Source organism: Colwellia sp. M166, from assembly GCF_024585285.1.
Classification (GTDB): domain Bacteria; phylum Pseudomonadota; class Gammaproteobacteria; order Enterobacterales; family Alteromonadaceae; genus Cognaticolwellia.
Map to the genome: position 1 here is coordinate 4,636,442 of NZ_CP040755.1, position 21,363 is coordinate 4,657,804.

The window sequence follows — 21,363 nt, forward strand, 5'->3', positions numbered from 1 at the left end:
AAAACGAGCCAGGTGGATTGTAATTTTTAACGCGCTTAGTGTTATAAAATGCGATAGAACTTAATCTATGCTCAATATACGTTCGGCGGTGTATTCATTAGTTATTAAGCCATTGATTAATTTAGATCTGAGCGCGCCTAATATGGTAAACACCTTTTCTTCGCCTGCCGCAATGGCATATACCGCTTTGTCAGAGTTTACTTTTAACGGGGTACTGGCAACGCGTTGGTTAACGGCGCAGTCAATTAAATTACCGTTGATATCTAACACCCAACTAATTAGTTCTCCAACAGCGCCCTTAGTTTGTAATTCTTTGAGTTCTTTTGGCGTGACAAAACCATCGATATGAAGTGGAGAGTTAATAGTTAAATTACCTACGCCGATAAAGGTAACATCGGCTTGCGCAGCTAGTTTTAAATTATTGGTGATATAAGGTTGCGCATGCAATTGTTCTTTTTCTTCTTTACTACTGGGCAGTACCGGCAACGGCATAGGGTAATGTTTAGCGTTAATGTGTTCAGCCATACGCATAACAACATCGTATGATGAGGCTGAGCCATCTGAAGCCATGTTACCCAGCAAAGCTACTATTTGGTGTTGCTCACAATTTAGAACGGCTAGCTCTTCCACACAAGCACGTAAAACCCTGCCTGTGCCCATTGCGATTACTTTCGGCTCCGTTGATTTTAAGTGTAGCTCTATTTCTTTAGCACCGGCTTGGGCAAGCCCTACAGTTGACGTTGGCTCATTTTTATCACTTGGTACAACAATACAAGACTGTAACCCGAAACGATTTTTAATTTTTAATTGCAGGTCCATACACTTAGCGATGGGATGTTCAAGCCTGACTTTAATCAAGCCTTCGCTAACAGATAAAGCCACCATACGTTGTGCTGATTGACGAGAAACATTAAGTTTTTTCGCTATTTCTTCTTGCGTATTGCCGGCAACGTAATACAGCCAACCTGCTTTTGCTGCATCGTCCAACTTTCTTATATCTGAATTAGATCGCTTTAACACCATTTACCTCTCGATTTTAACTGATGAACTAAGTGAAGGCACTTGCTCAAATAACTGTTTCCAATGTTCTATTGTACTTACATCGTCTAGTATTTGAGTAGCAATATCTCTATTTTTCAAATGACTAGCACCAACATATCTAATAACATGCATATTAGCCGCAAGTCCGGCACGAATACCGGCGTTTGAATCTTCAAGCACTAAACAGTTTTGCGGGGCAACACCCATTTTTTTAGCGGCATGTAAAAATAAGTCAGGCGCTGGTTTACCATGTTTGACTTCAGAGGAAGTAAATACTCTACCGTTAAAATACTGTTCAAGCTTGGTATAGTGCAGCGAGTGTTTTACTTTCTCAGGACTACCACTGGTCGCTACACAACTGGTGACATTGAGTTCTGACAATAGCCAATCTAGTTGCTGAGTTTTTTGTAACTCAGCGGCAAAAACGGTTATTAATTCGCCTCGATAGCGCTGGCGAAATTCGCTCGTTAAGGTAATGGCAAAGTCTGCAAAAACTTTTGCGGTAACATGTTCAAAATTAAAGCCTAAGAAATTGCTCAGAAAATATTCTTCTGATACCACTACGCCTATTTCTTCAAGCATACTAAGCAATACACGTTGACTTAAAATTTCACTATCTACTAACACGCCATCGCAATCAAAAATGACCAAGTTTATGGCGTTATGCTTAGATAAACCCTTAGCTTTCGTCATCTTTGTAGTTTCCTATTGTGTGGTTATTTTAAATAGTGCTTTAGGGTAGCAAGAGTACCGACATCCCAAAGCATTTCCAACCATAAGCTAAAGTTTTTACTAAAGTTGACATCATCACTAAGATCGCCAAATATATCATTCATTTGTAAAAATATTGAGGCATCTTCTTTCGCTAACTTTGCTTGAGTTATTAATCTCGCTGATTGTGGGTCATCAAGGGTAAAGTTACTTGCGATATTGCCGCCTTCAAAACAAAGTCGGCACCATAAAGCAACAACAAGAGCCAGTCCTTTGCAGTCTTTGTTGTTTTTTATGTTGGCCGCTATTATCGGTAAGATAAATTTAGGCAAACGGTTTGATGCATCCTGACAAAGCCTAGGCACTGTATCGCGAATTTCTGGATTGGCAAATCTAGATTCTATAATTGAAAAGTAATCATCAAAACTGACACCTGGTACAGGTGAGAGTGTTGGGATAATTTCTTCACTGACTAACTTTTTAAGGTACTTACTGATCAGTGGATCTGCCATCACGTCATGCACAAAAACAATATTTAATAGCGCTGCAGGGTAGGCAATAGCCGCATGTCCACCATTAAGAATACGCAACTTCATTAATTCAAATGGTGCGACATCTTCAACGAACTCTACGCCTACCTCCTCTAATGGCGGACGACCATTGACAAAGTTGTCTTCTAATACCCACTGTCTGAATGGTTCGCAGAAAACAGGAGCTAGGTCTTCAATGCCAAATAATGTTGTTAAACGTTCACGTTCTTGTGCCGAAGTTGCTGGCGTAATGCAGTCAACCATTGAATTTGGAAACGTGACATTAGTGTCGATCCAACGAGCTAATTCAGCATCAATGGCATTGGCCATTTCATTGACAATTCGTTGTACAACTTTGCCGTTATGTGGAATGTTGTCACAAGACATGACCGTAAAAGGAGGTATGTTTTGCGCACGACGAGTTTTAAGTGCCGCGATAATTAAACCAAATACCGTAGAGGGTGAATCAACATTAGCAATGTCGGCTTGAATTTCTGGATGAGCAAGGTTAAAAGCACCGGTTTTGTCATCCATAAAATAACCACCTTCAGTAATGGTTAAAGAGACAATTCTAATTTCACTTTCACTGAGCGCAGTAATTAGCGTCGCAGCATCACTTTCAATGAAATCGATCATTGATGCAGTAACTTGGGCGGTAAGGTTATTTTCATCTAATTCAACTACTGTTGTTAACCAGTCTTGTTGTTTTAGTTTATCTCGCATTACCGCATCGTATGACTTAATACCAGCACCACGTATGGCCCAGTCTTGTGCAATGCCGGCGTTAAATAATTTGTGCATATACATGGCTTGATGCGCACGATGAAAATTACCCACACCGATATGGATGATCCCTGGAGACAAAGACTCTCGACTATAATTAGGTTTTACAACCTTGCTAGGGAGTGTATCTAAGGCTTTATTGTTTAGCTTAATTGGCATAGTTATTTTCTCTTCGTTTTCAATAGGCTAAATAGAAGCAATGCTAGCGTGTTGTTGGAGTTGTTGAGGCAAAGTGACCCCTTTGGCATCAAAATGTAGTAGTTTATTTTCCATGGCAGTTAGAAAAATTTTGTCGCCATAAACAAAAGGACAATCACCACCAGCTTTGACGGTAAAGGTGCCACTGCCTTCAACATGCACATGTAAAAAGGTTTCAGAACCTAGATGTTCAATGACACCTACTTTTCCAGTCCACATACCTGCTTCCGTTGATATTTCGATATGCTCTGGTCTTATACCTAAGCAAGATGTTGGATCACCAGCGATAGGATCAACATCAACAAAATTCATTTTTGGTGAACCGATAAAGCCAGCGACGAATTTATTTACCGGGGTTTTATACAGCTCAAGAGGGCTACCAACTTGCTCGATTATGCCAGCATTAAATACCGCAATACGGTCTGCCATTGTCATGGCTTCTACTTGATCATGGGTTACATAAATCATGGTAGTGGCTAAGGTTTTATGCAGCTCAGAAATTTCTAGGCGCATATTAACGCGCAAAGAAGCATCTAAATTAGATAAAGGTTCATCAAATAAAAATGCAGAAGGTTGACGAACAATGGCTCGACCTATAGCGACACGTTGGCGTTGGCCACCTGATAATTGCCCAGGCTTACGCTCAAGATAATCAGATAAGTTTAATATCTTAGCGACATTCGCTATTTTGTTCTCAATTTCTTCTTTGCTCATTTTTGCACGCTTTAATGGAAATGCAATATTGTTGCGCACCGACATATGAGGATATAAAGCATAAGATTGAAACACCATGGCTAAACCTCTTTTAGCCGGTGGGGTTTCTGTAGCATCTTCGCCATCAATTTCTATGTTACCACTGGTGGTGTCTTCTAAGCCGGCAATCATTCTTAATAATGTAGATTTACCACAACCTGATGGACCAACAAATACGATAAACTCACCGTCTTTTATTTCTAGGTCGATGGGTTTAATTACGCTTACATTGCCGAAATCTTTAGTTACTTGTTTTAAATTAATACTACCCATTTTGAAATCTCCTATTTAACTGCGCCGAAACTTAATCCACGCACTAATTGTTTTTGACTAAACCAACCAAGTATTAAAATTGGCACAATGGCCATTGCAGACGCTGCCGACAACTTGGCATAAAACAAGCCTTCTGGGCTTGAGTAACTGGCTATAAATGCGGTTAACGGGGCGGCATCAGCGGCGGTTAAAATGAGCGTCCAAAAGGCTTCATTCCACGCTAAAATCACATTCAATAATAATGTTGAAGCGATACCTGGTAAGGCAATAGGTAATAGCACATATAATATTTCTTCACCGATACTGGCCCCGTCCATTCTTGATGCTTCCAGTACTTCACTCGGTATTTCTCTAAAGTAGGTGTAGAGCATCCACACCATGATAGGTAAGTTAATCAGTGTCATGACAATGACCAAACCTAATTTAGTGTCGAGTAAGCCAAAATTACGGAATAACAAATAAATTGGAATAAGCACGCCTACTGGTGGCAACATTTTGGTTGAAAGCATCCACATTAATAAACTTTTAGTGCGTTTAGTTTGGACAAATGCCATTGACCAAGCAGCAGGAACGGCAATCAATAAACCTAAAATACTTGAACCCAGTGAAATCACGATAGAATTCCAAAAATGGTTAAAGTACGACGAGCGGGCTAAAACGTCTTCATAATTCTCTAAGGTCCAGTCAAACATCAGTAAACTCGGACTTGACGAAATAGCTTCAGCTTCTGTTTTAAAGCTGGTGATCAAAGTCCATAATATTGGGAAAAATATTAGGCTACTGATCGTCCAAGCTAAAAAGGTATAAATTAGTTTTGATTTATTACTGTTATTTAACGCCATCACTTAATCCTCCAAGTTCTTGCCAATTAATCGCATTAAGAAAATTGCCACTATATTCGCGATAATAACGGCGACAATACCACCGGCTGAACCACCACCAACATCGAATTGCAGTAATGACTGGGTGTAAATTAGATAAGTAATGTTAGTTGACTCATATCCAGGTCCACCGCCGGTTGTTACTAATATTTCAGCGAAAATAGACAGTAAGAAGATTGTCTCTATTAAAATTACCGCAGTAATTGCTCGCCCTAAATGTGGCATGACAATGTAAAAGAATTTACTGAAAGGTCCTGCGCCATCTAAGTCTGCTGCTTCAAGTTGTTCACGGTCTAGTGATTGAATTGCGGTGAGTAAAATTAGCGCAGCAAACGGCAACCACTGCCATGAAACAATGATAATAATGGACAATAATGGAATTTGAGCAAAAAAATCTATTGGTGTAACGCCAATCCAATCGGCAAAATGAGCGAATAAACCATTGACCGGGTTCATCAACATATTTTTCCAAACAAGCGCTGAAACCGTTGGCATTACGAAGAAAGGTGCTAATACCATGATGCGGACATAGTTACGTCCCCAAATAGCTTGGTCGAGTAAAATAGCGAGACCAATACCACCGCCTAAGGTGATCAATAAAACACCACTAACGAGTAATATCGTATTGAAAAAAGAAGTAATAAATGCCGGATCTGTTAAGAAAAACTCATAGTTTAAAAAACCGATGAATTCATTATTTCCGGGGGTAAGCAGATTGTAATCTAAAAACGAAAAGTACAATGTCATGCATAGCGGAACTAACATCCATGCCAACAGTAATACTACTGAAGGAAATAACATTAATCGAGCGAGTGTACGTGAATTTGTCGTCGCCATCACCAAGACCTTTTAAAAGTAAATATTTGGGCAAGCAATTGTCACTTGCCCATTAATAACCAATGAACTATTTAGGATAACGCGCTTTTTTCATGGCACGTTTTACTAAGCGTTGAGAAGCTGCTAATGCTTCTTTCACTGTCATTGTTCCGGTTAATGCCGCAGAAAATTGTTGCCCAACTGCGGTGCCTATACCTTGAAACTCAGGGATAGCAACAAACTGCATACCCACATAAGGAACAGGTTTTACGGTAGGGTTAATAGGGTCTGCTGATTGAATTGAATCTAAAGTAATTTGTGCAAAAGGCGCTGCAGCCATATATTTAGGGTTGTTATAGAGTGAAGCTCTTGTGCCTGGAGGAACATTAACCCAACCTTTTTTATCTGCTACTAATGCGGTGTATTCTTTTGATGTTGCCCAGCTAATAAACTTCATTGCTGCATCAGGCTTCTTACTACTTGCAGGTACTGCTAAAGTCCAAGCCCATAGCCAATTACCACGCTTTCCAAGGTTATTATGTGGTGCTAAAGCAAAACCTACTTTATCAGCGACTAAAGAATTTTCTTTGTTGGTAACAAATGCGCCAGCAACGGTTGCGTCAATCCAGATACCACACTTACCTGTTTGGAATAAAGCTAAATTTTCATTGAAACCGTTAGCTGATGAGCCTGGAGGGCCAGATTCTGCCATAATATCGACATAGTATTGTAAAGTGTCATGCCATTCTTGCGTGTCAAATTGTGGTTGCCAGTTTTCATCGTACCAGCGAGCACCAAATGAGTTAGACATAGCGGTAATAAGTGCGATATTTTCCCCCCAGCCCGCTTTGCCGCGTAAGCATATTCCATAAACACCGGCTGCTTTATCTGTCATTGCCTTAGCTGCTTTGCGAATAAAATCCCAAGTTGGGCTTTTAGGCATTTTTAGACCGGCTTTTTCGATAAGGTCAGTGCGGTACATAACCATAGAACTTTCACCATAAAATGGTGCCGCATAAAGTTTGTTTTCAACCGTTAAGCCACTTCTTATAGCAGGCAATAAATCTTCTGCGTCGTAGCTTGCGCCAAGCTTATCAAGCTCTGTTAGCCAACCTTGTTTTCCCCAAATTGGCACTTCATAAGTACCTATGGTCATGACATCATATTGACCACCACGAGTTGCCACATCAGTTGTTACACGTTGACGAAGAATATTTTCTTCTAGTGTTACCCACTTTAACTCGATGCTAGGATGCTTTTTAGTAAAGTCGCTGCTAAGCTCTTTCATGGTGATCATGTCACCGTTATTAACCGTGGCGATGGTAATAGTTTCGTTTGCAACTGCAGCGCTCATTGTCATTACGCTGCACGCGAGCAGAATTAATTTGTTCATCATCTGGCATTCCCCATATTCAACGTTAATGTCCCACCTAACGGTATTAAATGAGACTATTATTTTAATTATAATTTATCTTAGTTTAGAAAAAATAAAGCCGATTGCAATGCATCATTGCTCACCATCGAGCTTCATATTCCTAGCTTTGTGAGCCGATTCATTCGGCTGTTCACTTAAAATTTAACCGATATTTCTGAAGTAAAACCGTCAAACCCTGCGCCAATTTGGCCGCCTGAGTTAGCCCCTTCATCTTGATCAACATACTCGAATTTCAAAAGTGTTCTATCATTGAACCAGTAACCTGCTGCCACTTGAAGTCGCTCGACAGTGTTGTCATTCTGTGCGATTAAATCAGAGGTATTTTCAGCTTCTGAGTAACGAGCGGCTATATAGAACTTGTTAGGTATTAGGAATTGCTGTGCTTCAAGGACCCAGTACTCTACTGCCGTATCTCCTTCAATGACACTATTTGAGTCGAAAGTTGTTCCTGTAGGATCTGCAACTCCAGTTTGGTCGCCAAAGTAAGTAATGCCAGCTACTGCGTTACCCGCAGAGTCTGCGAAAGTAAAATCATCAGTGGACTTACCTAACATGAAAATTAGGCTGGTATTAGGGTTAGGCTGATAAGCTAAATTCAACTGAATAATTGATTGTTCAAGGCCGGGCATAACGCCAATATGGGTATCACGTTCACTTGAACCTGAAGCAGAGAAGTTATAGTTTTCACCATCACCAAAGCGATAATTAGTGGTTGTTACACCAGTAAGGCTTGCTATGACGTGGTTTAATAGATTCGACTACCCCAGTTAAGAGATAATGAACTTAACTGGAGATCGAAAATGACAAAACGTAAAAAATATTCAAAAGAATTTAAATTAGATGCCATTGCTTTAGTCAAAGAGCAAGGTTACAACCAAGCAGAAGCAGCAAGAAATTTGGGACTTAACCCTAATATGCTTGGTCGCTGGATCAAAGAATCAGAAAGTGATGATGGTCAAGCTTTTCGTGGTAATGGCAAGTTAACCCCTGAACAGTTAGAGCTTCGTCAATTACGAGAAGAAAATAAGCGCCTTAAAATGGAGCGCGATATATTAAAAAAAGCGACGGTCTTCTTTGCAAACGAAACGAAGTAATATATTCGTTTATCACCCAATATAAGAAGACCTGGCCAGTGGCGGTAATGTGTCCGTTGCTGGGGGTAACCAGCAGTAATTACTACAGTTATCAAAAACGGAATCAAGATAATGTTGTAGATCCTGAGCATGAAGAAATGCTTGAATGGATTAGAAGTGCGGCTGAGTATAGTGACAATACGTATGGCTCTCGTCGCATGCAAAAGGTATTGAACGCGCTTAGCTTTCCTGTGAGTCGAAGAAAAGCTGCTCAGTTGATGAAGGAAGCTGATGTTTGGGTTCGTTACAAAAAAAAGTACAAGGCGACCACGAACAGTAAACATAAAAAGCCTGTATATGAAAATAAACTTGAACAGAATTTCAACCTAGAAAAGCCTAATCAAGGGTGGGTTCAGGACATCACCTACGTTTGGACATCCGAAGGTTGGCTATACCTTGCCGTTGTAATTGATTTATATTCTCGCAAGGTTGTTGGTTGGAGCATGGGCTCTAGAATGAAAGCTAAGCTTGTTTGTGATGCATTAACGATGGCGTTATGGCAGCGACAGCCTAAAGCTGGTCTGATCGTTCATTCAGATCAGGGAGTTCAGTATGCCAGTGATGAATATCGTCGATTATTAACGTCTCACGGGTTGGTTGGTAGTATGAGCAAAAAAGGCTGCTGTTGGGATAATGCGGTAGCCGAAAGCTTCTTCGGAAGCTTAAAGCAAGAACGAGTACATTGGAAAAGTTACCAAACGCGCTCAGAGGCACAGCAAGATATATTGAATTACATAACGATGTGGTACAACAGCTATCGACTTCATTCTTACTTGGATTACCACAGTCCTAATAATTTTGAGTTAATGAATGTGGATTTAAAAATGGTTGCTTAACTAGGGTGTCTGAATTTAGTTGACCATGTCACTACGCCGTTTTCAAAGCGTAATTGATCGCCTTGATTAGCTTGGAAGAAATTTAAACCGGCTTTAAATCCGCCAGCAAATTCGAGCGCACCCTGAAGTCGATAGTTCCAGCCTCGATCTTCTTGGAAAGCTTCACCAAAGCTTGAGGTAGTGATATGGCCAGCAACATTGTAGCCGCGAATTACACCGCTATTAAATGACTTGCTGTAGCTTAATTGGATACCATTTTCTGCGGTTGCATAGTCTGTCATGCCGTTACCAATCAGTGCATTACCTTGGTTGTCTGCGCCATCTTGGAAACCTTTAAATTGGAATGGGGCCGCACCGATATTACCTACGCGAAGCGTGAGGTTAGCGTCATCGCGTGCTGAATCAGAAAGGCCAAGGAGATCAAACTCAATACCGGCAAAGTCCTGATGGAATGCGAAATCTCGGTCACCGTTATTTCCGAAGTCATTCGGCTCTTCAGCGATGTCGATATCGGCTCGGATATTGTCGGTGATGTGGAACTTAAGTTGTAAATTGACTCTTAGACGACCAAAACCTGAAGACTGTTCTTCGTCTGCTGGACGGAACGCTCCATCTTTTGCTTGAATTGATTGGTAGTTTTGCAGTGCTAGGAAGTTAACTTCTGCTCGACCATCTAACCAAGTGTTAACTTGACTAGCTGGTATGTACGCAGGTGCTGATTCACTTAGCTTTTCAGCTTGTACGTATGTAGGTGCTGATGCAGCTACAATTGCTGCTAGGGTACTCAGCTTGCCAAAAGTAGATATTGATGGCTTATTTTTTTTAGTATTTTTAATGGCTGAGTTAGAAATTTTAAATTCTTTTATTTTGTCTGATGACGTTAGATTTTGTTGTATGCTTTTGAACATAATTAACCCTTAATATTTTATCTATTATTAGTAAACTTATCTTGCTTACATTATTTATATTGGTTGGCAAAAAATACTATTCGGGCAATTGCTCAACCAGTGGTCACAATCCCACGGTGAGTTTTTGTCGTCAACCAGTTTGTTCAAAAAACATGCGAAATATTGCATTTAAATTTTATTTTATTTTAATTCAAATGGTTAAGTGATTAAGCTTTTGGGAAGAAAATTAATTTTTGGCGAGATTAGTACAAAAATTAATGACTAGTTCCTTTTAAGGAGGATAAAATTCCGTATGATTTTAAAAAAGGCTGAGTAGAAATTAATAAAAGTATAGGAGGTTTTGAGAATTAATTACAAATATGTATAAAAGATTATTCTTATTGCCTTAGTAAGGATTTATCGTAATAAATTTAGTCAATTATAACTTCACAACTAGCATGTTAGCTCATGATTAATACGATGTTTGTGTTATTAAATAAGTGAAATTACATAAACGTATAAAGTCATGAAAGCTTTAGAACAGAGCTATAAAGTGAAAGCTCAACAGCCCTTAGTATAATTTCGTCGAGCCTAATATGGTAGAGCAATGGTAGTTGGTTATTATGTACTGTTAATCCGCTTTCTAATAACAAAAATTTATCACTTACTTGCTAGTTCTCCACCATTTGGCTGTTGAGATCGAAACCACTGTTATGTCAATATTACCCGTGATTTAACCGCTAAGCGCCTGACCATTTAACTTTCTTCATGATAAACTCGAGCATATCAATTGTCTTTAAAGGAAATGTTATGCATTTTGTCATCGTGGGTTGTGGTGCCGTTGGTGGTTATTTTGGTGGTCGATTGGCGCAACACGGCGAAAATGTTACTTTTATCGCCCGAGGCCAGCAGTTTGAAAGTATAAAAACATCTGGCCTAACGATTAAAAGTATTGAAGGCGATGTACAGTTAGATAACGTTAATGTACTTGATGCGAGCAGCTTAACCTGTGATAGCTTAGCAATGCCGGCTGATGTTATTTTTCTTTGCGTAAAGTCTTACCAGCTAACGTCTGCAATCGCGCAAATAAAGCCACTGATACTAAAGCAAACTCGCATTATCTCACTATTAAACGGTGTCAATGCCGCTGAAGTTATGCAAGAGCAAGGTGTTGCTGGAGATAATATTATTGGTGGTTTAGCCAAAATCATTGCTGAAAAATCAGCTGATGGTGTTATCAATCATACTGGTGCTAAGCCCCATATTACTTTAGGAATTTTTGCCGAGCAAGAAAGGCAAAGTGAAAATAATACAAAAATATTGGCAATGAAAGTGGTTGAAACCGAGCAACTCAGCGCTATCGCTAAACGCTTGAAACTCTCTGGCATTAGTGTTGGCGTAACCAGTGATATTAATCTCGCACTTTGGCGAAAGTTTATTCTGGTTGCTGCGTGGGGAGCATTGGCTGCGTCTAGAAAACTCACTTTAGGTGAAATTCGTTCACAAAATCATGTTACGTTTTTACTCGAACGTATTGTTAATGAATACGCCGATATTGCCCGTAAAGTTGGTGTAAAGCTTGGAGATAAACACATTAAAGAGACCTTAAGTTTTTTATCGCGTTTACCTGATAATAGTGAAACCTCTCTGCAGCGAGATCTGACTGCTGGCGGTGAATCTGAGTTTGATGTGTTGATTGCTTATCCAATGACCCTAGTAAAAGCTTTAAATTTATCGGCACCGGTGTTAACACAATGTTATAAAAAAATAGTCGAAAGCTCACAGAGTTAAACAGGCTGCGGGTCATGAGTTATCAATTATCCTCAAAAATAAAAAGCTTATAATAAATAACAAAATTTGCTTTGCTAGCACTTTAGACGAGGTTAACTTTATGCTATTATTTCGCGAATTTTTATCGTATCAATTAATGTGAATATTAAATATGTCTGAGAATAAAATCGAAACAATCGAACAACGCGTAAGTTATGGTGTAGGTCGTCAATTAGGTGATCAACTACGTAATAATCCTTTTAAAGATTTTGACGTATCAGCGGTACAAGCTGGTTTAGCTGATGCAATTGCCAATGTTGCTAGCCAAGTCTCTGATGAAGACTTAAATGAAGCATTTGGTATTGTATCGCAAAAGATGCAAGAACTAGAGCAAGCAGAAGCGAAAGAAAAGTCAGCTGAAGGCGAGGCTTTCTTAGCGGAAAATGCTAAACGTGATGAAGTAACAATAACTGAATCAGGTTTACAGTACGAAGTCATTGCAACAGGCGAAGGCGAAAAGCCAACAGCTGCTAGCACAGTACGAGTGCATTACCACGGAACATTTGTTAGCGGTGATATCTTTGATAGCTCTGTTGACCGTGGTCAGCCTGCAGAATTCCCTGTTGGCGGCGTTATTGCTGGTTGGACTGAAGCATTACAGTTAATGACTGAAGGTTCAAAATGGCGTTTATACGTGCCATACAACTTAGCTTACGGTGAGCGCGGCTCTCAAGGTGCAATTCCTCCGTACGCAACGCTGATATTCGACGTTGAGCTATTAACTATTGTTAGCTAATTAGCTTATTTTTTAAAAACCCTCACTTGAGGGTTTTTTTATAAGTTTAATTTGAATAAAATTTATAAAGCCCGAGCAATATAAAGCCAATGCATCAATTAGCCATTGAACAATTATTTCAACGTTATTTAAAAGCGTTTCATCAACAAAACATGGTCGATATCCGAAAGTGTTATCAATTGCCTTGTACTTTGCACACACCAGATCAAGTGGTATTAATTGATAATGAAAGTATATTCGAACGAGAGTTCTTAGATATCTTTACCGTGCTCAGTCATGCAAAAATAACGCGTTTTGTCGCTTTAAAAGCTAGCTTTAGCGTCTTGAGCGAAAGCTTGATACTCGCTTGTATTGATTGGCAGTTTATTGACACTAAAGGTGACGTTTTCACCGACTTTTCAGCCTTTTATCATTTAGCATTAAATAATGAGCAATGGCAAATCTTTAATGTGGTCTCGCAAGAGCTTAGTCAATCAATAGCGTTAAATGAAACTTTTGATATTATTACTCCCCCTTATTAACATTACACAGTAGGAAAACGTTGCTATGAAAGTAAAAGTAGCTATTTTAGGATGTAGCGGACGCATGGGCCGTAATTTAATACAAGCGGCGATTGAGCATAAATCTGTTGAGCTTGTCGGTGGTAGTGTGCGTGTTGGTTCATCTTTTGAAAATTTTGATTTAGGTGAAATTGCCGGAATTGGTGCCATTAATAAAAAAACCACCACAGATTATCAAACCTTGTTAGCGGCTGATGTGTTGATTGATTTCACTTCAATAGAAGCGACACTTGAGCACATACAATGGTGTAAGCAACATAATAAAGCCTTAGTTATTGGTACAACGGGTTTTTCGGATTTACAAGTTGAAACCATTAAAGCGGCTGGTGAGCATATCCCGTTAGTGTTAGCACCTAATACCAGTGTTGGGGTAAATCTACTGTTCAAATTACTCGAAATCACGGCAAAAGCTATTGGTGACTATACTGATATAGAAATTTTTGAAGCGCACCATAGATTTAAAAAAGATGCTCCATCGGGCACTGCGGTAAAAATGGGTCAAGTTATTGCCGATACCTTAGGTCGTGATCTCAATAAAGTTGCCGTTTACGGTCGAGAAGGCATTACAGAAGAACGCAGCAGAGAAACGATAGGTTTCGCGACCGTGCGTGCCGGCGATATTGTTGGTGAGCATACGGCTTATTTTGCCGATATTGGTGAGCGAATTGAATTAACCCATAAAGCAAGTTCACGAATGACTTTTGCTTTAGGGGCAATGCGAGCAGCATTTTGGTTAAGCGAAGCTGATGCTGGTTATTACGATATGCAAGATGTTTTAGGTTTAAAAGATTAATCGCAAGTCATTAGTAGCTAATAAGCACATTAAATTTACATGTTCTAAGTCAGATAAGTGAATTAAAACCTGACTAATTGGTAAGTATTTTAAGGCTTTTATTATAGATAAGTATTGTTTTTGGCGTCTTTACGGCAATATCGTCAAAAGCAGAGGTTTTTCACAATTATTACTAGACGAAAGAAGCTTTCAAGCGTAAAATAAGTGGATTTTGTCAAAAATTTACAGTTCATGATGAATTGGTTAAGGTTTTTGGCATTTTTTGTACGTATCGCTTTTACAGTTAATGGTAGATTCTTAGTTGTTTACCATTAATATTCTTTCTTCTTAACGGAGGTTAAATTGACTAAATCTGCCATGTTAGTGCTTGAAGACGGCACTGTATTTAAGGGCACCGCTATCGGTGCAGAAGGGACAGCTGTTGGTGAAGTAGTATTCAATACTTCAATGACGGGTTACCAAGAAATTCTGACTGATCCCTCATATGCAGAGCAAATTGTTACCCTAACATATCCTCATATAGGTAACACAGGTACCAATAGTGAAGATGAAGAATCTAGCACTATTTGGGCTAAAGGTTTAGTTATTCGTGACTTACCGTTATTAGCGAGTAATTTTCGAAGTGAACAAAGTTTAAGCGACTACCTAAAAGCGAAAAACATCTTAGGTATTGCTGATATAGATACCCGTAAATTAACCCGTATATTGCGTGAAAAAGGCGCTCAAAATGGTTGTATCATTGCCGGTGACTTTACTGACGTAAGTGCGGAAGAAGCAAAGGCGCTAGCACAAGCACAAAGTTTTCCTGGCTTGAAAGGAATGGACTTAGCGAAAGTGGTTTCGACTAAAGAAGCATACTCATGGACTGAAGGTAGTTGGCAGCTAGGTAAAGGGCACGTTACACCTGAAAAGTCTGATTTTCATGTGGTTGCGTACGATTTCGGTGCCAAACGTAATATTCTACGTATGTTAGTCGACCGTGGTTGTAAGCTAACAGTGGTACCTGCGCAAACCTCAGCAGAAGAAGTACTAGCCATGAATCCTGACGGTATTTTCTTATCAAATGGCCCTGGTGACCCTGAACCATGTGATTATGCGATCAATGCAATTAAAACATTCTTAACTACAGATATCCCGGTATTTGGTATTTGTTTAGGTCATCAGCTACTAGGTTTAGCTAGTGGTGCTAAAACGATAAAAATGAAATTTGGTCATCATGGCGGCAACCATCCAGTAAAAGATTTTGCACGAAATGTGGTGATGATAACAGCCCAAAACCATGGCTTTGCTGTAGATGAAAACAATTTACCTGAAAACTTAAAAGTGACACATACCTCACTATTTGATGGTTCAATCCAAGGTATTCACCGTACAGATAAACCGGCATTTAGTTTTCAAGGCCATCCTGAAGCGAGCCCTGGACCAGCAGATGCTGCACCTTTGTTCGATCACTTTATCGACTTAATCGTTGCGGCTAAAAAAGCTTAGAACCTAGACAAGAGAAGAGAGATTATAAAATGGCAAAACGTACTGATTTAAAAACTATCTTGATCTTAGGCGCTGGCCCAATTGTTATTGGTCAAGCATGTGAGTTTGATTACTCTGGCGCACAAGCTTGTAAAGCACTGCGTGAAGAAGGTTACCGAGTTGTATTGGTTAACTCAAACCCAGCAACGATAATGACCGATCCAGAAATGGCTGATGCGACCTACATCGAACCTATTCACTGGGAAGTTGTGCGCAAAATTATTGAAAAAGAACGTCCTTGTGCGGTGTTACCGACCATGGGCGGTCAAACAGCATTAAACTGTGCACTTGAACTTGAAGCAAAAGGTGTATTAAAAGAATTCAACGTTGAAATGATTGGCGCGACAGCTGATGCAATTGATAAAGCTGAAGACCGTAGTCGTTTCGACAAAGCAATGAAAGCGATTGGTTTAGAAACGCCACGCGCTGAAATAGTGCATACCCTTGAAGAAGCACACGCGGCAAGTAAAAATTTAGGTTTTCCTTGTATTATTCGTCCATCATTTACTATGGGTGGCAGCGGTGGTGGTATTGCTTATAACCGTGAAGAATTTGATGAAATTTGTACGCGTGGTTTAGATCTTTCACCGACATCAGAATTATTGATCGATGAATCATTAATCGGTTGGAAAGAATATGAAATGGAAGTGGTACGCGACAAAAATGATAACTGTATCATTATTTGTTCAATTGAAAACTTCGACCCTATGGGTATTCATACCGGTGATTCAATCACCGTTGCACCAGCACAAACCTTAACCGATAAAGAATACCAAATCATGCGAAATGCCTCGATTGCGGTATTGCGTGAAATTGGTGTTGAAACCGGTGGTTCAAACGTACAGTTTGGTATTTGTCCTGACACTGGCCGTATGGTGATTATTGAGATGAACCCACGGGTATCTCGTTCATCAGCGCTTGCTTCAAAAGCAACCGGCTTCCCCATTGCTAAAATTGCCGCAAAGCTAGCTGTCGGCTACACGCTAGATGAATTAACCAATGATATTACTGGTGGTAAAACTCCAGCATCCTTTGAGCCGACTATCGACTATGTTGTCACTAAAATACCTCGTTTCAACTTTGAAAAGTTTGCTGGCTCAGAAGATCGTCTAACCACGCAAATGAAATCTGTCGGTGAGGTGATGTCAATTGGTCGTAACCAACAAGAGTCATTACAGAAAGCTTTACGAGGCTTAGAAGTTGGCGTAAATGGTTTTGACCCTATGGTTGATGTTACGCAGCCCGGTGCTAAAACCAAAATAATGCATGAGTTACAAGAAGCGGGTGCCGATCGTATCTGGTATATTGCCGATGCTTTTCGCCTAGGCTTAACGGTTGACGATATTTTCCGTTTAACGAAAGTTGACCGTTGGTTCTTAGTGCAAATTGAAGACATTATTTTAGAAGAAGCGAAAGTTACCGAAGGTGGCTTAAAAATATTAACACCAACTTATCTACGTAAATTAAAACGTAAAGGTTTTGCTGATTCACGTTTAGCTGATTTGATTGGTGTCGCTGAAGCTGAAATACGTAAAAAACGTCATAATGCAAATATTTTTCCCGTCTATAAACGTGTGGATACCTGTGCGGCTGAGTTTAGCTCAGACACTGCTTACATGTATTCTACTTATGATGAAGAATGTGAAGCTAACCCGACAGATAAAGAGTCGATCATGATCTTAGGTGGCGGTCCAAACCGTATTGGTCAAGGTATTGAGTTCGATTACTGTTGTGTACATGCTGCGCTTGCTTTACGCGAAGATGGTTATGAGACCATTATGGTTAACTGTAACCCTGAAACAGTTTCAACGGATTATGACACTTCAGACCGTTTATATTTTGAGTCGATTACTTTTGAAGATGTATTAGAAATTGTCCGGATTGAAAAACCTAAAGGTGTCATCGTGCAGTATGGCGGTCAAACACCCCTTAAATTAGCTCGTGCGTTAGAAGCTGCAGGTGTGCCAATTATTGGTACTTCACCCGATGCCATTGACCGCGCAGAAGACAGAGAGCGCTTCCAACAAGCCGTTGATCGTTTAGGTTTGTTACAACCGGAAAATGCGACAGTAACCTCTATAGATGAGGCGATGGCAAAAGCAGAAGCTATTGGTTTCCCACTGGTGGTTCGTCCGTCTTATGTTTTAGGTGGTCGTGCCATGGAAATTGTTTACGACCTCGATGATTTACGCCGTTACATGACTGAAGCGGTAAGTGTATCGAATGACTCGCCAGTATTGCTTGATCATTTCCTTGATGATGCTATTGAAGTAGATATTGATGTGGTTTGTGATGGAGTCGATGTGGTTGTTGGCGGTATTATGCAGCATATCGAACAAGCCGGTGTTCACTCAGGTGATTCAGCATGTTCATTACCGGCATACAGTTTAAGCCAAGAAGTACAAGATGTTATGCGCAAGCAAGTGACCGATCTTGCTTTTGAGTTGGGTGTTATTGGTTTAATGAATACCCAAATGGCGGTTAAAGATGGCGAAGTGTACATCATTGAAGTTAACCCTCGTGCTGCGCGTACTATACCGTTTGTATCGAAAGCAACAGCGGTGCCTTTAGCTAAAGTAGGTGCGCGTGTAATGGCCGGTAAATCGCTGAAAGAGCAAGGTATTATAAAAGAAGTTATTCCACCGTATTTTTCAGTAAAAGAAGTTGTTATCCCATTTAATAAGTTCCATGGCAGTGATCCGTTAGTCGGACCAGAAATGCGTTCAACTGGTGAAGTCATGGGTGTGGGGGATACCTTTGAAGAAGCTTATGCCAAAGCTAACTTAGGTGCTGGTGTTTCAGTACCTAAAGATGGCCGCGCGTTAATTTCTGTACGTAATAGTGATAAAGGCCGAGTTGCTGATTTAGCTCGACAAATGGTGGCATTGGGTTATGAAATTGATGCCACGCACGGAACGGCTATCATCCTAGGTGAAGCGAACATTCCTTGTCGATTAGTGAATAAAGTACATGAAGGTCGTCCACATATTCTTGATAGAATTAAGAATGGTGAATACAACTACATTATTAATACTACCGAAGGTCGTAAAGCGATTGAAGATTCTAAAGTATTACGTGGTGGTGCTTTACGTTACAAAGTCGCATATACTACAACATTGAACGCTGCGTTTGCTGCTTGTCAATCACACTCGGCAGATGACCGCAATATTGTAACGTCAATACAAGAGCTACATAAGCGTTGTAAATAAAGCTATTTGAGTGATAAATTTGTTCTTATAAAGAGCTAGTTTTCTCAAGTTTTTATTTTAGCGAAGTATTTTTTGAAGGTGGTTACCTAGTTTTTAACATAGGTTAGCCGCCTTTCTTGTTAGTAAAAGAAGAGTAAAATGATAAAATATCCGATGACATTGCTTGGCGCTGAGCAATTAAAAGAAGAATTAAGAATTTTAAAAACAGAAAAACGTCCTCGTATCGTTAAAGACATTGCCGATGCTCGTGAGCACGGTGATTTAAAAGAAAATGCAGAGTATCATGCGGCTAAAGAAGAGCAAGGTTTCTGTGAAGGACGTATTCAAGATATTGAAGGCCGTTTATGTAATGCACAAGTTATCGACGTAACTAAAATACCAAATAATGGTAAAGTTATTTTTGGTGCCACAGTAACCTTATTGAATATCGATACTGAAGTTGAAGTGACTTATAAAATTGTTGGTGATGATGAAGCCGATTTTAAAACTGGACGCATCTCGTTAAACTCACCGATTGCTCGTGGTTTAATTGGTAAAGAGGTTGACACTGAAATTGAAATTATTACCCCTGGTGGCGTGGTTGAATATGAGATTGTTGCAGTAGAGCATATTTAATATCAATTTTACTAAGTTTCTGAGTGGGAAAAAATTTAATAAACTTGGTATAACTGTCAGTCATATTTAAAATTGGACGCACTTAATGGTAAGGTAAGTGCGTTTAGTCTTATTTAAGCCGGTTATTTATTTCATGTATGCTACTGTTTTTTTTGTGCCTGAAGTACATCGTGGTGTTGACAGCTAATAGCACTAACATTTTGATAGCCAATGCGCTGTAGTTGTTCAGCAGCTAAGGCAGCACGCCCACCAGAAGCACAATGTAAATAAATTTTCATCTCTGGATCGGGACAGTGTTTGGCAATAGTCATTTCCAATATGCCACGAGGGATATGTATAGAGTTATCAATTGGTGAAGCGTTAAATTCTGCCGGTTCTCTGACATCAATAAATGTCGCATTTTTGTTTGTAAAAGCATGTGCCGCGCTAACACAATTAACTGATTTTTTAGCCAGTGCAACTAATTCCGGTACTGATAAAATCATTTTATAATCCATAGAAATATCGAGTTTGTATTTCATTCTATGATAAAGATAAAGGCTTGTATATTAGTTTTTTCTAATGTAGAGGTTTTGATGTTGTTAGAATATGAAAAAAGGGCAGAAGCCCTTTTTTAAATATCCAGTTAATTAATCAGTTATGATCATTAAACTTTAGGTATGCGAATTTTCTTTTCTTCAGATTGGCGATAAATAACTAAGGTTTTACCGATCACTTGCACTTTAGTTGCCTTTGTTTCACGACAAATGGCTTCAACAATAAGTGCTTTTGTTTCACGATCATCGGTAGGGATTTTAATCTTAATTAATTCGTGATGGTTTAAAGCGAAGTCGACTTCGGCAACTACCGCTTCGGTAAGACCGTTGTTACCTAGTAATACCACGGGTTTAAGGCTATGTGCTAGGCCTTTTAAATACTGAATTTGTTTTTTATTTAGGTTCATTAACAATTTTCGTTACAAGTTAGCTTGAATTATCGCTATTTTACCTCCATCTAGTTTGTAATACTAATATTGTTTACAAAGTGATAGCTTTTTAACGTACTTTTCTGCTTTGTTTTTGGTTAATATAGACCTGACCTTATTTAGACAGTAAATAAAGTTAACGAATATTCGAAAGTTAAGTAACGTTTAATAGCATAATAGATAAGTGGATTGAATGAGTAAGAATAAGGTCAGTGTCAGTAGTGCTCGGTGGTTGAAAGAGCATTTTGATGATGAATATGTAAAAAAAGCGCAAAGGTTAGGGCTTCGCTCACGCGCTGTTTTTAAACTTGAAGAGATCAATAAAAAAGACAAGCTGATTAAGTCAGGCATGAAAGTGGTTGATTTAGGTGCAGCTCCAGGCGGCTGGTCTGAGTACGCAACGAAAGTTGTTGGTGATAGCGGACAAGTGATCGCCTGTGATATTTTAGCTATGGATCCTATTGCAGGAGTTGATTTTCTGCAAGGTGACTTTCGTGAAGAAGCCGTACTTGATGCGTTATTGAACCGAATTAATGGTAAAAATATCGATGTTGTTATGTCTGACATGGCAGCAAACTTTACCGGTAATGATACCGCAGACGCGGCACGAAGCATGTATTTAGTAGAGTTAGCGCTTGATATGTGTAACCAAGTTTTAAAGAAAAATGGCGCTTTTGTAGTGAAAGTGTTTCAAGGAGAGGGCTTTGAGCAGTTTATGAAAGATGCTCGAACCGCATTTAAAACCGTTAAAACTCGCAAGCCAGAATCATCGCGTGCTCGTTCACGTGAAGTTTATCTAGTGGCGACCGGCTTTAAATTGTAGTAAATTAGATGGAATTATTTCATCGCACC

At 39.5% G+C, this 21,363-nt stretch carries 18 protein-coding genes and 2 pseudogenes; 9 read left to right on the top strand and 11 right to left on the bottom strand.

What is annotated here, in order from left to right; genetic code table 11:
- Nucleotides 1-60 precede the first annotated feature (60 nt).
- The 8 genes and pseudogenes from FGD67_RS20830 to FGD67_RS20865 form a co-directional block, all read right to left on the bottom strand.
- Nucleotides 61-1,020 carry a sugar-binding transcriptional regulator gene (locus tag FGD67_RS20830; RefSeq protein WP_257175180.1) on the bottom strand — a complete coding sequence of 320 codons (960 nt, stop codon included), beginning with the start codon at nt 1,018-1,020 and terminating at the stop codon, nt 61-63.
- Between the two features lie 3 nt (nt 1,021-1,023).
- A complete protein-coding gene (locus FGD67_RS20835; protein WP_257172931.1) occupies nt 1,024-1,734 on the bottom strand; it encodes an HAD family phosphatase in 711 nt (236 codons plus the stop codon).
- A 23-nt stretch (nt 1,735-1,757) separates the two neighbouring features.
- Nucleotides 1,758-3,224, bottom strand: a complete 1,467-nt coding sequence (locus FGD67_RS20840) for a mannitol dehydrogenase family protein (protein ID WP_257172932.1) — start codon at nt 3,222-3,224, stop codon at nt 1,758-1,760.
- A 27-nt stretch (nt 3,225-3,251) separates the two neighbouring features.
- A complete protein-coding gene (locus FGD67_RS20845; RefSeq protein ID WP_257172933.1) occupies nt 3,252-4,289 on the bottom strand; it encodes an ABC transporter ATP-binding protein in 1,038 nt (345 codons plus the stop codon).
- 11 nt (nt 4,290-4,300) lie between these two features.
- Entirely contained in the window at nt 4,301-5,131 is an 831-nt protein-coding gene (locus FGD67_RS20850) for a carbohydrate ABC transporter permease (RefSeq protein WP_257172934.1), read from the bottom strand.
- A 3-nt stretch (nt 5,132-5,134) separates the two neighbouring features.
- A complete protein-coding gene (locus tag FGD67_RS20855; RefSeq protein ID WP_257172935.1) occupies nt 5,135-6,007 on the bottom strand; it encodes a carbohydrate ABC transporter permease in 873 nt (290 codons plus the stop codon).
- Nucleotides 6,008-6,074: 67 nt separating this feature from the next.
- Entirely contained in the window at nt 6,075-7,382 is a 1,308-nt protein-coding gene (locus tag FGD67_RS20860; RefSeq protein WP_257172936.1) for a sugar ABC transporter substrate-binding protein, read from the bottom strand.
- 173 nt (nt 7,383-7,555) lie between these two features.
- Nucleotides 7,556-8,158, bottom strand: a pseudogene (locus FGD67_RS20865) (hypothetical protein); the annotation flags it as partial.
- A 63-nt stretch (nt 8,159-8,221) separates the two neighbouring features.
- Here FGD67_RS20865 and FGD67_RS20870 point away from each other — a divergent pair.
- Nucleotides 8,222-9,390 (top strand): IS3 family transposase gene (locus FGD67_RS20870; RefSeq protein ID WP_257172937.1). Its coding sequence is split into 2 segments (ribosomal slippage): nt 8,222-8,465 and nt 8,465-9,390, totalling 1,170 coding nucleotides; the frame shifts between segments, so codons are not numbered across the junction.
- Nucleotides 9,391-9,416: 26 nt separating this feature from the next.
- Here FGD67_RS20870 and FGD67_RS20875 read toward each other — a convergent pair.
- Nucleotides 9,417-10,298 (bottom strand): annotated as a pseudogene (locus FGD67_RS20875) (hypothetical protein); the annotation flags it as partial.
- Nucleotides 10,299-11,087: 789 nt separating this feature from the next.
- Between FGD67_RS20875 and FGD67_RS20880 the strand changes: the two are divergent.
- From FGD67_RS20880 to greA, 7 genes are all read left to right on the top strand, one after another.
- Nucleotides 11,088-12,068 carry a ketopantoate reductase family protein gene (locus FGD67_RS20880; protein WP_257172938.1) on the top strand — a complete coding sequence of 327 codons (981 nt, stop codon included), beginning with the start codon at nt 11,088-11,090 and terminating at the stop codon, nt 12,066-12,068.
- A gap of 151 nt (nt 12,069-12,219) precedes the next feature.
- The gene (locus FGD67_RS20885; protein WP_257172939.1) at nt 12,220-12,843 is read left to right on the top strand and encodes an FKBP-type peptidyl-prolyl cis-trans isomerase; all 624 of its coding nucleotides are present in this window, start codon (nt 12,220-12,222) and stop codon (nt 12,841-12,843) included.
- 89 nt (nt 12,844-12,932) lie between these two features.
- Nucleotides 12,933-13,364: a hypothetical protein gene (locus tag FGD67_RS20890; RefSeq protein ID WP_257172940.1), complete on the top strand. Its 432-nt coding sequence runs from the start codon at nt 12,933-12,935 to the stop codon at nt 13,362-13,364.
- Between the two features lie 25 nt (nt 13,365-13,389).
- Entirely contained in the window at nt 13,390-14,196 is an 807-nt protein-coding gene (gene dapB / locus FGD67_RS20895; protein WP_257172941.1) for a 4-hydroxy-tetrahydrodipicolinate reductase, read from the top strand.
- 342 nt (nt 14,197-14,538) lie between these two features.
- Nucleotides 14,539-15,684, top strand: a complete 1,146-nt coding sequence (carA, locus tag FGD67_RS20900; RefSeq protein ID WP_257172942.1) for a glutamine-hydrolyzing carbamoyl-phosphate synthase small subunit — start codon at nt 14,539-14,541, stop codon at nt 15,682-15,684.
- A gap of 29 nt (nt 15,685-15,713) precedes the next feature.
- Nucleotides 15,714-18,932: a carbamoyl-phosphate synthase large subunit gene (gene carB, locus FGD67_RS20905; protein ID WP_257172943.1), complete on the top strand. Its 3,219-nt coding sequence runs from the start codon at nt 15,714-15,716 to the stop codon at nt 18,930-18,932.
- A 138-nt stretch (nt 18,933-19,070) separates the two neighbouring features.
- Nucleotides 19,071-19,547 (top strand): transcription elongation factor GreA, encoded by a 477-nt coding sequence (gene greA / locus FGD67_RS20910; RefSeq protein ID WP_257172944.1) that lies wholly within the window; start codon nt 19,071-19,073, stop codon nt 19,545-19,547.
- A 140-nt stretch (nt 19,548-19,687) separates the two neighbouring features.
- Here the strand turns inward: greA and FGD67_RS20915 are convergent, their stop codons facing one another.
- Together FGD67_RS20915 and yhbY are read right to left on the bottom strand one after the other, a co-directional pair.
- Nucleotides 19,688-20,032 carry a rhodanese-like domain-containing protein gene (locus FGD67_RS20915; protein WP_257172945.1) on the bottom strand — a complete coding sequence of 115 codons (345 nt, stop codon included), beginning with the start codon at nt 20,030-20,032 and terminating at the stop codon, nt 19,688-19,690.
- A 161-nt stretch (nt 20,033-20,193) separates the two neighbouring features.
- The gene (yhbY, locus tag FGD67_RS20920) at nt 20,194-20,490 is read right to left on the bottom strand and encodes a ribosome assembly RNA-binding protein YhbY (protein ID WP_257172946.1); all 297 of its coding nucleotides are present in this window, start codon (nt 20,488-20,490) and stop codon (nt 20,194-20,196) included.
- A gap of 214 nt (nt 20,491-20,704) precedes the next feature.
- Between yhbY and rlmE the strand changes: the two genes are divergently transcribed.
- A complete protein-coding gene (gene rlmE / locus FGD67_RS20925) occupies nt 20,705-21,334 on the top strand; it encodes a 23S rRNA (uridine(2552)-2'-O)-methyltransferase RlmE (RefSeq protein WP_257172947.1) in 630 nt (209 codons plus the stop codon).
- Nucleotides 21,335-21,363 lie beyond the last annotated feature (29 nt).